Source organism: Thiomonas sp. TH-17 (genome assembly GCF_057473305.1).
The window spans coordinates 15295-28354 of record NZ_JBYCKI010000111.1 but is presented as its reverse complement, the minus strand read 5'-3'; the positions used below and the strand labels follow the sequence as shown (position 1 = coordinate 28354).

At 63.9% G+C, this 13060-nt stretch carries 10 protein-coding genes; 8 read left to right on the top strand and 2 right to left on the bottom strand.

All coding sequences use genetic code 11. The features are described from left to right. Positions 1 to 305, top strand: a 305-nt coding sequence (locus AC2VLV_RS06865) for a CorA family divalent cation transporter (RefSeq protein WP_486989267.1), incomplete at its 5' end; no start/stop codon positions are given. 10 nt (positions 306 to 315) lie between these two features. Here the strand turns inward: AC2VLV_RS06865 and AC2VLV_RS06860 are convergent. Together AC2VLV_RS06860 and fabI are read right to left on the bottom strand one after the other, a co-directional pair. Continuing rightward, positions 316 to 1152, bottom strand: coding sequence for a hypothetical protein (locus AC2VLV_RS06860; RefSeq protein ID WP_486989266.1), 837 nt, complete (start codon positions 1150 to 1152; stop codon positions 316 to 318). A gap of 32 nt (positions 1153 to 1184) precedes the next feature. Continuing rightward, positions 1185 to 1994, bottom strand: coding sequence for an enoyl-ACP reductase FabI (gene fabI, locus AC2VLV_RS06855; RefSeq protein WP_486989265.1), 810 nt, complete (start codon positions 1992 to 1994; stop codon positions 1185 to 1187). A gap of 76 nt (positions 1995 to 2070) precedes the next feature. Here fabI and AC2VLV_RS06850 point away from each other — a divergent pair, with 76 nt between their 5' ends. The 7 genes from AC2VLV_RS06850 to infB all read left to right on the top strand — a co-directional run bounded on the left by AC2VLV_RS06850 (position 2071) and on the right by infB (position 13044). Continuing rightward, complete coding sequence (locus AC2VLV_RS06850; RefSeq protein WP_486989264.1) at positions 2071 to 3945, top strand: extracellular solute-binding protein; 1875 nt, start codon at positions 2071 to 2073, stop codon at positions 3943 to 3945. Continuing rightward, the gene (locus tag AC2VLV_RS06845; protein ID WP_486989263.1) at positions 3942 to 5000 is read left to right on the top strand and encodes a microcin C ABC transporter permease YejB; all 1059 of its coding nucleotides are present in this window, start codon (positions 3942 to 3944) and stop codon (positions 4998 to 5000) included. The genes AC2VLV_RS06850 and AC2VLV_RS06845 overlap by 4 nt, the downstream gene beginning before the upstream one ends. Continuing rightward, positions 4997 to 6064, top strand: a complete 1068-nt coding sequence (locus tag AC2VLV_RS06840; RefSeq protein ID WP_486989262.1) for an ABC transporter permease — start codon at positions 4997 to 4999, stop codon at positions 6062 to 6064. Before AC2VLV_RS06845 ends, AC2VLV_RS06840 begins: the two co-directional genes overlap by 4 nt. Continuing rightward, positions 6061 to 7674: an ABC transporter ATP-binding protein gene (locus tag AC2VLV_RS06835; RefSeq protein ID WP_486989261.1), complete on the top strand. Its 1614-nt coding sequence runs from the start codon at positions 6061 to 6063 to the stop codon at positions 7672 to 7674. The genes AC2VLV_RS06840 and AC2VLV_RS06835 overlap by 4 nt, the downstream gene beginning before the upstream one ends. Positions 7675 to 8022: 348 nt before the next feature. Then, positions 8023 to 8586 (top strand): ribosome maturation factor RimP, encoded by a 564-nt coding sequence (gene rimP / locus AC2VLV_RS06830; protein ID WP_486989260.1) that lies wholly within the window; start codon positions 8023 to 8025, stop codon positions 8584 to 8586. After that, the gene (gene nusA / locus AC2VLV_RS06825) at positions 8583 to 10061 is read left to right on the top strand and encodes a transcription termination factor NusA (protein ID WP_486989259.1); all 1479 of its coding nucleotides are present in this window, start codon (positions 8583 to 8585) and stop codon (positions 10059 to 10061) included. Before rimP ends, nusA begins: the two co-directional genes overlap by 4 nt. A 61-nt stretch (positions 10062 to 10122) precedes the next feature. After that, positions 10123 to 13044, top strand: coding sequence for a translation initiation factor IF-2 (gene infB, locus AC2VLV_RS06820; RefSeq protein ID WP_486989258.1), 2922 nt, complete (start codon positions 10123 to 10125; stop codon positions 13042 to 13044). Positions 13045 to 13060: the final 16 nt, after the last annotated feature.

Sequence of the window (13060 nt, the reverse complement as noted above, 5' to 3'; positions counted from 1 at the left end):
TGCGGCATTCCACCGAGGAGTTCTCGGTGGTGCTGCGCGATCTCGTGGCGCAGCAGGAGCGCATCAAACTGCTGCAGGAGGAAATCGCCGCCAGCATCGAAGAACGCACCGGGCGCACCCTGTTTGTGCTGACCGCGGTGACCGTGGTGGCGCTGCCGATGAATGTGATCGCCGGCCTGTTCGGCATGAACGTCGGCGGCATTCCCTTCGCCGAAGACAAGGCCGGGTTCTGGACCATGGTGGCCGTGGTGCTGATGGCCTCCGGCCTGCTGGCGTGGCTGCTGTTTCGTCGGCGCGACGATTGATCTGACTGCTTCAGCGCGTCACTTCGACCAGCCACATCGAGCCATTGGCCTTGACGCTTTTCTTCGACGACCATTGCGGGTCGAGCACGGTGTGGGCCGAGGGAACGCGAACCCAGGCATAGGCGCCGGAGCATTGGTTGTAGCCGTTGTCGTTCTGCCCGCCCAGCGTCCAGCCAGCCGGGGCGAAGTAGGGGTTGTAGGGATCGCTCGCGGAGCTGCTGTAGTCCGCCGGGCCCCAGAACGACACCACCATGCTGTCGTTTGCGGTTGTTTCCAGCGGGGTGCGCAGGCCGTAGGGCGTGGTGTTGCTGAAGCCCCAGGCGCCGATCTGGCGGGCGCCTGCCACGACCACGACGTAGAGGCTGGCTTCGTCCGCCCCATGCCCCGGCGCCTTCACCAGGCTCCAGCTCTGTCCCGCGCCGCCCCGGGCGTTTTCGCTGACGAACAAGGCCGTGCCCGCCTTTTGGTCGGAATAAGTCTGCCCCGGGTTGATCGGCTGATAGGTGTTGCCCTTGTTGTCGCGCAGCGATTGCAGCGTGGCCGGGCTTTGGGTGAGCACCTGTACCAGCACCAGCGCGCCCTGCGGCGGCGTGTTGACCGGCGGGGTGGACAGCACCGGCAGATCGGTGCCTGCCGAATTGGCGGCGAACGCATGCGCTGCGACGGCAATGTTTTGAAGTTCTGATGGGGATGCCGCGGGCGTATAGGCGGTTGCGCCCGAGAGAAAGTCAGGCACGCCGCTTGCCCCGGCGATGGACTGGGATTCAGTTCGTTTGCCGCAAGCGGTGAGAAACAGCGCCGCAGAGACTGCGGCAAAGCACAGCACGGGAACGATTCGTGTCCGCATGGCCCATCTTCCTTACACGCTGGGCGTGTGACTTACTCGCCCAGCGCGGCCATGCCGCCGACTACCGCGTGCATACCGGCATCGACGTGCAGGATTTCCGCGGTGATGCCGGCCGCCAGATCGGACAGCAGAAAGGCCGAAGCATTGCCGACCTGCTGGGTGTCCACATTGCGGCGCAACGGAGCGTTGGACTCGTTGAATTTGAGCATCTTGCCGAAGTCGGCAATGCCCGAGGCCGCCAGGGTCTTGATCGGCCCGGCGCTCACGCCGTTCACCCGCATGCCGCGCGGGCCCAGCGACTCGGCCATGAAGCGCACCGTAGCTTCGAGCGCGGCCTTGGCCACGCCCATGGTGTTGTAGTTGGGCACCACGCGCTCTGCGCCCAGATAGGTCATGGTGATGAGCGAAGGCATCTGGCCCGCCTCCACCGATTTGCTCAGCAGCGGCAACGCGGCCTTGGCCAGTGCGGGGAAGGAATAGGCCGAGATGTCGTGGGCGATGCGAAAGCCCTCGCGAGAAAGACCGTCCATGAAGTCGCCGGCGATCGCCTCGCGCGGCGCGAAACCGATGGAATGCACCAGCCCGTCGAGCTGCGGCCAATGGGCAGCCAAACCGCTGAAGGTGGCGTCGATCTGCGCGTCGTCGCCCACGTCGCAGTCGAACACCAGGCTGCTGCCGAACTCGGCGGCGAATTCGGTGATTCGCTGCTTGAAGCGTTCGCCCACATAGGTGAACGCCAACTCGGCGCCCTCACGGTGGCAGGCCTGGGCGATGCCGTAGGCGATGGAACGGTTGGACAGAAGGCCGGTGATGAGAATGCGTTTGCCTTGAAGGAATGCCATGATGGAGCGCTTTCAGTTGTGATGCAGTCTTGCAGGGTTTGCCACGCAGCCGTGGCAAGTCATGCAGAATTCTCGCATGGCACACGCCCTGTACCGTCCGCTATCTCCCGCCCGCCGCCGCCTGCTGCAAAGCCTGCCGCTGGGCTTGTTTCCGTTTGGGACGGCGTGGGCGAACCAACCGGAACAACAGCCGGAACAACCGTCCTACGCGCTGTATGACCAGCCAAAGTATCCGCCCGGATTCCCCCATTTCGACTACGTCAACCCGCAAGCGCCCGTCGGCGGCAGCCTGGTGCTCACGCCGCCCACCGTGGGCGGCAGCTTCGACAAGCTCAACCCCTTCACCCTCAAAGGCAACGCCGCGCCGGGCTTGAACACCCTGGTGTTCGAGACCCTGATGACCGCCAGTTGGGACGAACCCAACACTGTGTACGGTTTGCTGGCCGACGACATTGCCGTGGCGGCAGACGGGCTTTCAGTGCAGTTTCGACTCAACCCGCTGGCGCGGTTTTCCAACGGCGACTCCGTGACCGCGCACGACGTGGCCTACAGCTACAACACCCTCGTCAGCAACGCCGCCGCGCCGCAATTCGCCAGCATCTACGCCGACGTGGCCGCCGTGGCCGCACGGGATGCGCGGCGGGTGCGCTTCACCTTCAAGCGGCGCAATCACGAGCTGCCCATTTTGCTTGCGGGCCTGCCGGTGTTTTCGCCCAAGTGGGCGGGCCAGCGCGCGTTCAATGAAGTGATCGACACGCCCATCGCCAGCGGCCCCTACCGCATCGCCCGCACCTCGCAGCAGCGCGATATCACCTATGCCCGCCGCAGCGATTACTGGGGATGGAATCTGCCCACCCGTCGCGGGCAGTTCAATTTTTCCGAGGTGAGCTACAAGCTTTATCTCGACGGCACGGCGCGGCTCGAAGCCTTCAAGGCGGGGGAGTACGACCTGCTGCAGGAGTTCATCGCCCGCAACTGGGCGCGGCAGTATCGAGGCCCGAAGTTCGACAGCGGCGCGCTGAAAAAGCTGGAGCTGCCCAATCACAATCCTGCCGGGTTCCAGGGCTTTGTGTTCAACCTGCGCCGCCCGCAGTTTCAGGACGTGCAGGTGCGGCAGGCGCTGGCGCTGGCGCTCGACTTCCAGTGGCTCAACCGCATGTTGTTCTACGGAGCGTACAAGCGCATTGAGGGCTATTTCGCCAACTCGCCGTTCGAGGCGCATGGGCTGCCGGGGCCGGATGAACTGGCCTTGCTGGAGCCGCTGCGCGCCAAGTTGCCGCCGCAGGCCTTCGGCTCCTTGCCGAGCATGCCATCGACGGCCCCGCCGAACAGTCTGCGCGGCAATCTGCTCAAGGCGCGGGCGCTGCTGGAGCAGGCGGGCTGGCACTGGCGCGATGGCGCTCTGCGCAACGCCAAGGGGCAGGCTTTGGTGATCGATTACCTCGACAGCCAGGGTTCGATGTCGCGCATCATCTCGGTTTATTCGCAGGCGCTGCAACGGCTGGGCGTCACGCTCAACTATCGCCTGGTGGATTTCGCGCTGTATCAGCAGCGCATGGACACCTTCGACTTCGACATGACCACCATCCGCTATGGCGGCAGCACCAGCCCGGGCAACGAACTGTTCGACCGCTTCGGCTCGCGCGCAGCTTCGGTGCAGGGCTCGGACAACGTCTGGGGCTTGCGCGAGCCGGCCGTCGATGCGCTGATCGAGCGCGTTGTGGCGGCCACCTCCATGCAGGCGCTGCAGACCGCCTGCCGCGCACTCGACCGCGTGCTGGTCTGCGGCTGGTATTCGGTGCCGCAGTGGTACAGCGACACCTTCCGCGTGGCGATTGCCGCACACAAATTTTCCTGGCCGAAGAACTTGCCGCTGTACTACCAGCCAGAAGGCTGGGCGGTGCAATGCTGGTGGGCTGACGCCAAACCCGCTTCCGGAGCGCCGGCATGAATCTCTGGGCCTATATCTTCAAGCGCGTACTGCTGATGATTCCCACCCTGCTGGGCGTGCTCACCCTCACCTTCATCGTGGTGCAGTTCGTGCCGGGAGGGCCGGTGGAGCAGATGGTGTCGCAACTGCGCGGCAAGGAAGGCGGTGCGGCAGGCGAAGCCGCCACTGCGCAAGGCATTTACCGCGGTGCGCAAGGCATTTCGCCCAAGCAACTCGCCGAGCTGCGCCAGCTCTACGGCTTCGACAAACCGCCGCTGCAGCGCTACCTCGACATGCTGTGGCAGTTTGCGCATTTCGATCTGGGCCGCAGCTATTACCACCACGAAGCGGTGTGGACGCTGATCAAGGAGCGGCTGCCGGTTTCCATCTCGCTGGGACTGTGGAATTTTCTGCTCACCTATCTGATTTCCATTCCGCTGGGCATCGCCAAGGCGGTGCGGCATGGCAGCCGCTTCGATGTGTCCTCCAGCATTGCGGTGCTGGTGGGCTACGCCATTCCGGGCTTCGTGCTGGGCGTGCTGCTGCTGGTGCTGTTTGCCGGCGGAACCTGGTTGCAGTGGTTTCCGTTGCGCGGGCTGGTTTCCGACGGCTGGTCGCAATTCAGTCTGTGGCACAAGATCACCGACTACTTGTGGCACATCACCTTGCCGGTGCTGGCGGCCACGGCGGGCAGCTTCGCCATCATCACCATGCTGACCAAAAATGCCTTTCTGGAGGAAATCCGCAAGCAATATGTGTTGACGGCGCGCGCCAAAGGGCTGAGCGAACGCGCCGTGCTGTGGCGGCATGTACTGCGCAATGCGCTGGTGCCGCTGGTGACAGGTTTCCCCGCGGCGTTCATCGGCGCGTTCTTCGCCAGCTCCCTGCTGATCGAAACCCTGTTCTCGCTGCCGGGTCTGGGCCTGCTGTCTTATGAGGCGGTGATGCGGCGCGACTATCCGGTGGTGATGGGCTCGCTCTACCTGTTCACCCTGATCGGACTGTTCACCAAACTGATCGCCGACCTGAGCTATGTCTGGGTCGATCCGCGCATTCAGTTCGGAGCGCTGCGGTGAGCGCCGCCGCGCTGGCGCAGACGCACCCCGCGCGCCATCCCTTTCTCACGCAGGGATGGGCGCGCTTCAAGGCGCACCGCCTGGGGCGCTGGAGCCTGTGGCTGTTTCTGCTGCTGTTCGGCTTGAGTCTGCTCGCTCCGGTGATCAGCAACGACAAACCGCTGCTGGTGCGTTACGACGGACGGTTTTATCTGCCGCTGCTGCACAGCTATCCCGAAACCACGTTTGGCGGCGACTTCCACACGCCGACCGACTACCTCGATCCCTATATTCGCGCCAAGCTGTCGGCCCCCGGCAATTTCGCGCTCTATCCGCCCGTACCCTACAGCGCCACCAGCATCGACTACTTCGCGCAGCGACCTTTTCCCTCTTCGCCCTCGGCGCGGCATTGGCTGGGCACCGATGATCGCGGGCGCGACGTGTTGGCACGACTGATCTACGGTTTCCGGCTGTCGGTGCTGTTCGCGCTGGCGCTCACCGTCACAGGCACGCTGCTGGGCCTGCTCATCGGCGCCGTGCAGGGCTATTTCGGCGGGCGCATCGACCTGTCGGTGCAGCGGCTGATGGAGGTCTGGGGCGCGATGCCCGAGCTGTATCTGCTGATCATTTTTTCCGCCGTATTCGCGCCCGGCCTGGCCTTGCTGCTGGTGCTGCTCTCTCTGTTTGGCTGGATGGGCCTGGCCGACTATGTGCGCGCCGAGTTTTTGCGCAACCGGCAGATGGATTACGTGCGCGCCGCGCAGGCGTTGGGGCTGTCGCACGGGCGCATCATGTGGCGGCACATCCTGCCCAACAGCCTGACGCCGGTGGTCACCTTTCTGCCGTTTCGCATGAGTGGCGCGCTGCTGGCGCTCACCAGTCTGGACTTTCTCGGTCTGGGTGTTCCGCCGCCCACGCCCAGTCTGGGCGAACTGTTGGCGCAGGGCAAGGCCAATCTGGATGCGTGGTGGATTTCAGCGGCAGCTTTTGGCGCGCTGGTGAGCATTCTGCTGCTGCTGACCTTCATCGGTGAGGCGCTGCGCGACGCCCTCGACCCCCGGCACACCGGCGCGGGCCGGGGATGAGCGACATGCCTTCAACCCCTTTGCTCAAAGTACGCGATCTGCAGGTGCGTTTTGGCGCTCAAACCGTGGTGCATGGCGTCGATCTCGACATCGCCGCGGGCGAAAAAGTCGCGCTCGTCGGCGAATCCGGCTCGGGCAAGACCGTCTCGGCGCTGGCCTTGTTGCGTCTGCTCGATGGGGCGCAACAGACTGGCAGCGTGACGTTCGACGGGCGCGAACTCTCCACGCTGAGCGAGCGCCAGATGCGCGGCCTGCGCGGCAAAGACATCGCCATGATCTTTCAGGAGCCGATGACCGCGCTCAACCCGCTGCATCCGGTCGGGCGGCAGATTGCCGAGGTGCTCGAATTGCACGAGGCGCTGTCGCGCCGCGCGGCCTGGGCTCGGGCCGTGGAGTTGCTGGGGCAGATGGGCATAGACCAGCCCGCGCGGCGTGCGGCGGACTATCCGCATCAGCTCTCCGGCGGCCAGAGGCAGCGGGTGATGATCGCCATGGCGCTGGCTTGCCGCCCGCGCCTGCTGCTGGCTGACGAGCCCACCACTGCGCTCGACGTAACCGTGCGCCGCCAGATCCTCGATCTGCTCGACGCCTTGCAGGCCGAGTACGGCCTGGCCTTGCTATTCATCACCCACGACCTTCATTTGGTGCGGCGCTATGCGCACCGCGTGGCCGTGATGCAGCAGGGCAGGGTGGTGGAGGCCGGAGAGGTTTCCGCAGTGTTCGCCGCACCGCAGCACCCCTATACGCAAATGCTGCTGCGCAGCCGCCCGCGCCGCCTGGTGCAGGAGACGGAAAAAAAAGCGGCGCCGCCGCCCGCCGTGCTTCAGGCGCGCGCACTCGATGTGCGCTTCGCCCAAAACAGCGGTTTCTGGCGCAAACACTGGCACACCGTGCTGCAGGACATTTCGCTGGAATTGCCAGCAGGGCAGACTTTGGGCGTGGTGGGCGAATCGGGCAGCGGCAAATCGACCCTCGCGCTCGCACTGCTCGGCCTGCTGCGCAGTCAGGGCGGGGAGGTGAGTCTTCTGGGACGCGATCCGGCCCGGTTGTCAGCTGCTGCGCTGCGCCCCTTGCGCGCGCAGGCGCAGATCGTGTTTCAGGACCCGTTTTCCAGCCTGTCGCCGCGGCGCACCGTGGCGCAGATCGTCGAAGAGGGCCTGGAAATCCATCGCCCTGAGTGGAGTGCCGTGCAACGTCGCGAGCGCGCCCAGCAGATTCTGGCGGAAGTCGGCTTGCCGCTTTCATCGGCTGAAATGCAACGCTATCCGCATGCATTTTCGGGTGGGCAGCGCCAGCGCATCGCGATCGCGCGGGCTTTGATTCTGGAGCCCAAGGTGCTCATTCTCGACGAGCCGACCAGCGCACTCGACGTCTCCGTGCAGCAGCAGGTGCTCGATCTGCTCGCTGCACTGCAGCAAAGACATGGACTGGCCTATGTGCTCATCAGCCACGATCTGTCGGTCATTGGCGCTCTGTCGCACCGTGTGCTGGTGCTGCACCAGGGAAAGGTGGTCGAACAAGGGCCGACAGACGCCGTGCTGCGGGCGCCACGCCAGTCCTACACCCAGGCCTTGCTCGCAGCATCCGATCTGGGCGAAGAGGTGCTCTGATGGATGGCGCGTTATGTGCCCAGCCGGGGCGCGTTATTGCCAAAAAGTTCCTTCTTTCCTATAATCCACTTTTTTGCTGACCGCAAGAAAATTTCCGAGAATTTCAGACTCCGGCTTTGGCTGACTCGGCTTTAGCTGACTGAGCACAGGTTTTCAAAGAAAAAGTAGTCAAAGAGCAGTCGCTTGGCAGTGGCAGAACATCGGGAGAGCGCAGTTTGCCGGCCCGACCACAGCAGTGAGCAATAACTGGGCGACGTCATCGCCCTTTTTTTTTTTGCTTGCGCGGCAGGGGATTGAAAAGATTTGCGGTCAGGTGATGAACGGAATATTGGGAATATTGGCAAGCGCATGAGTGCAGCACAGGCAATCGATACGGCGGTCAACAGTCTTGGACTGGAACTCGTGGAGGTGGAACACCTTCCGCGCGGTTTGCTGCGCGTGACCATCGATCATGCCGACGGTGCCCCGGTCACGGTGGAAGACTGCGAGCGGGTGACCCGTCAGTTGCAGTATGTGTTTGAAGTGGAAAACGTGGACTACGGTCGTCTGGAGGTGTCGTCTCCCGGCTTGGACCGCCCTCTGCGCAAGGCAGAAGATTTTGTGCGATTTGCGGGGTTGGAGATCGATGTCGTTCTTCGCGTGCCGTTTCAGGGCCGCAAGAAATACCGCGGCGTTTTGCTCGAGCGCGCGCAAGACGATGCGCCAGGGCGTTTTTCTGTCGCCTTGTCGCCGCCTGAAATGGGCGCAAAAGGCAAACCCGGTGCCGCGAAGAAAAAGCCGAAAGCCGCTGGAGCGCCTGTCGCTTCCAAGGCAGAAGAGCAGGACGTGTTGTCCGTCATGAATTTCAGTCTGGCCGAGGTGCGCGACGTGCGCCTGGTGCCTGTTGTCGATTTTGGGAGTGGTCGAAAATGAGTCGCGAGATTTTGATGTTGGTGGACGCCCTGGCGCGTGAAAAGAATGTCGATCGCGATGTCGTCTTCGGCGCCGTCGAGGCTGCGCTGGCCTCCGCAACCAAACGCCTGTACGAAGGCGAGGCGGATGTGCGCGTGCAGATCGACCGCGAAACCGGCGAATACGAAAGCTTCCGTCGCTGGCACGTCGTCCCGGACGAGGCCGGACTGCAGTTGCCCGACAGCGAAACTCTGTTGTTCGAAGCGCGTGAACAGATTCCCGATATCGAAGTGGGCGACCACATCGAGGAGCCGATCGAGAGCATCGCTTTCGGCCGAATTGGCGCGCAGGCGGCCAAGCAGGTCATTCTGCAGAAAATCCGCGATGCCGAGCGCGAGCAAATCCTCAACGATTTCCTGGCCCGCAACGACAAGATTTTCAACGGCTCGGTCAAGCGCCTCGACAAGGGCGACCTCATCATCGAATCGGGCAAGGTCGATGCGCGACTGCGACGAAGTGATCTGATTCCGAAGGAAAACCTGCGGGTGAGCGACCGGGTTCGCGCGGTGATTACCAAGATCGACCGCACCGCCCGCGGCCCGCAGATCGAAATCTCGCGCACCGCGCCCGAGTTCATGATCGAGTTGTTCCGGCTGGAAGTGCCCGAGATCGAGCAGGGCCTGATGGAAATCAAGTCGTGCGCCCGTGAGCCGGGTGTGCGCGCCAAGATTGCGGTGGTGTCGCACGACCGCCGTGTCGATCCCATTGGCACCTGCGTGGGCATTCGCGGCTCGCGCGTCACGGCGGTGACCAACGAACTGGGCGGCGAGCGTGTGGACATCGTGCTGTGGTCGGAAGACCCGGCGCAGTTCGTCATTGGAGCGCTGGCGCCGGCGAATGTTTCGTCCATCGTGGTGGACGAAGAAAAGCACGCCATGGATGTGGCCGTGGACGAGGAAAACCTGGCGCTGGCCATCGGCCGCACCGGGCAGAACGTGCGTCTGGCTTCCGAGTTGACGGGGTGGAAGATCAATATTCTCAGCGCCGAAGAGTCCGACGCCCGCAACTCCCAGGAAACCGAGAAAATGCGCAGCCTGTTCGTCGAAAAGCTCGACGTCGATCAGGAAGTGGCTGACATTCTCATTTCAGAAGGGTTCACCAGCCTCGAAGAACTGGCCTATGTGCCGATCAACGAAATGCTGGAGATCGAGGCCTTCGATGAAGACACGGTCAACGAACTGCGCGAACGCGCCCGCAATGCCTTGCTCACGCAGGAAATCGCGCGCGAGCAGAAGCTCGATGAAGTCGATCCGGCGCTCAAGGCGCTCGATGGCCTGAGCGCAGACGATCTGGCCCTGCTGGCCGAGGCCGGTGTGCTCACCCTCGACGACCTGGGCGATCTGGCGACCGATGAGCTCACCGCCATTCTCCACACCGACGAGGCCCGGGCCGCCGATCTCATTCTGAAGGCGCGCGCGCACTGGTTCGACGCCTGAGTCCCTCCGAACCCGCCGCCCGCACTTCACACGTTTCAAGCCGTACTAGGACACACCATCAATGGCCAGTCATACCGTCTCACAACTCGCTGCAGAACTCGGCAAACCCTTGAACCTCTTGCAGGAGCAACTGCAACAGGCGGGAGTCGGAACGCGCGCGGCAGACGACGTCATCAGTGAGGCCGATAAGGCCCGCCTGCTTGAGCACTTGCGCGCAGCGCATGGCGGCGCAGCCGGCGGCGAGCGTAAAAAAATCACCCTGACCCGCAAGCAGACCAGCGAGATCAAACAGGCGGACGCCACGGGCAAGGCGCGCACCATCCATGTGGAAGTGCGCAAAAAGCGCGTTTTCGTCAAGCGCGACGAATCCGCACCGGTTGCCGAGGCGTCGGCTGAGTCCGAGTCGAACGAGCCGGTGGTGGATGATGCCGAACTGCAACGCCGCGAGGCCGAGGCGCAGCATCAGGCCGATCTGCTGGCGCGCCAGGCCGAAGAGCTGGCTGCGCAGCGCGCGGCCGAGCAGGAGCGTCGGGCTGCCCAGGAGCGCCAAGAGCAGGAAGCCCGAGAGCAGGCCGAGCGCGAAGCCCAGGCCGCCCGCGAAGCTGCAGCCAAGTCGCAACAGCCCGCGACCGTGACGGCCGAGCCGACCGCACAAGCGCAAGACAAGCAAGAAAAGGAACCGTCGCAAGTCAGCGAGGCGGCTGCCTCGGCGTTGGCGAGTTCGCAGGCCGCTGCGGCCGAGCGCGCCGCGGCGCAGAAGAAGCAGGACGCCGAAGAAACCGCCAAACTGGCGCAGATCGAGAAGCGCCGCAAGGCCGCCGAGGCGGAAGCCGCCGCCATTCGCGACATGATGGCGCGCCCGCGCACCGTGCTGCGCGCCGAGAAGCCTGCGGTCAAGTCGGCCGAGGCAACGCCTGCGAGTGGAACTATCAAGGGCACGATCCACAAGCCGGCGGCGGGCGCCGCCAAGACGGCCGGGGCCGGTGCCACGGCCGCGCCGGGTAGTGCGGCAAAGAAGGACGACAAGCAGGTCAAGTCGGAAAAGCTGTCGTCCTCCTGGGCGGACGACGCGGCGAAAAAACGCGGCGCGGCGATCAAGCCCCGCGGCAATCCCACCGGTGCGCCGGGCGGCTGGCGCGGCCCGAAAACGACGGGCGGGCGTCGCGGCGGACGCAATGATCGAGGCGGTGAGCAGCATGTGCAGGCGGCGCCTGCCGAGATGATCGTGCGCGAAGTGCATGTGCCCGAGACCATTACCGTGGCCGAATTGGCGCACAAAATGTCGGTGAAGGCCGCCGAGGTGATCAAGAGCCTGATGAAGCTGGGGCAGATGGTGACCATCAACCAGGTGCTCGACCAGGAAACCGCGATGATCGTGGTCGAAGAACTCGGTCATACCGCCATTGCCGCCAAGCTCGACGATCCCGAGAACTTCCTGACGGAAGACGGCGAAGGCGCGCTGGCCGACGCGGAACAATTTCCGCGCGCGCCGGTGGTCACGGTCATGGGTCACGTCGACCACGGCAAGACCTCGCTGCTCGACTACATCCGCCGTGCCAAAGTGGCGGCAGGCGAGGCCGGTGGCATTACGCAGCACATCGGCGCCTATCACGTCGAAACGCCGCGCGGCATCATCACCTTCCTCGATACCCCCGGTCACGAAGCCTTCACGGCAATGCGGGCGCGTGGTGCCAAGGCGACCGATATCGTCATTCTGGTAGTGGCCGCAGATGACGGCGTGATGCCGCAGACCAAGGAAGCGATCGCCCACGCCAAGGCAGCGGGAGTTCCGCTCGTCGTGGCCTTGAACAAGATTGACAAGCCCGGCGCCAACCCGGATCGCGTCCGTCAGGAACTGATTGCCGAGAGCGTGGTGCCCGAGGAATACGGCGGCGACTCGCCCTTCGTGCCTGTGTCTGCCAAGACAGGTGAAGGCGTGGACAACCTGCTCGAGCAAATTCTGCTGCAGGCCGAAGTGCTGGAGCTGAAGGCGCCGGTTGACGCGCCGGCCAAGGGTCTGGTGATCGAGTCGCGTCTTGACAAGGGTCGTGGCCCTGTGGCCACCATCCTGGTGCAGTCGGGCACGCTCAAGCGTGGCGACGTGGTGCTCGCCGGCGCAGCGTATGGCCGCGTGCGTGCCATGCTCGATGAAGTGGGCAAGCCGGTCACCGAAGCGGGGCCGTCCATCCCGGTGGAAATTCAGGGCTTGACCGAAGTGCCGAGCGCCGGTGAAGAAATCATGGTGCTGCTCGATGAGCGCAAGGCGCGCGAAATCGCGCAGTTCCGCCAGGGCAAGTACCGCGACGTCAAGCTGGCTCGCCAGCAGGCCGCCAAGCTCGAAAACATGTTCGAGCAGATGGACGAGAACAGCAAGAATCTGCCCCTCATCATCAAGGCCGACGTGCAGGGCTCGCAGGAGGCGCTCATCCATGCGCTCACCAAACTCTCGACCAGCGAGATCAAGGTGCAGGTTGTGCATGCGGCCGTGGGCGGCATTTCCGAGAGCGACGTCAATCTGGCCATCGCATCGAACGCGGTGATCATCGGCTTCAACACCCGCGCCGATGCCGGAGCCCGCAAACTGGCCGAGAACAACGGCATCGACATCCGCTACTACAACATCATTTACGAGGCGGTCGACGAGATCAAGGCGGCCATGTCAGGCATGCTCACGCCGGACAAGAAGGAAGAGACCCTGGGTCTGGTCGAGATTCGCCAGGTGTTCCGCATCCCGAAGGTCGGCGCGGTGGCCGGCTGTATGGTGTTGTCGGGCCTGGTGCGTCGTTCGGCGCAGGTGCGCCTGCTGCGAAACAACGTGGTCATTCACACCGGTGAACTCGATTCGCTCAAGCGCTTCAAGGACGATGCGCGCGAAGTCAAGGAAGGCTTCGAGTGCGGCCTGTCCCTGAAGAACTATCAGGACATCGAAGAGGGCGATCAGCTCGAAGTCTTTGAAATCAAGGAAGTGGCGCGCACCCTGTAATGGGCCAGCAGTCAGA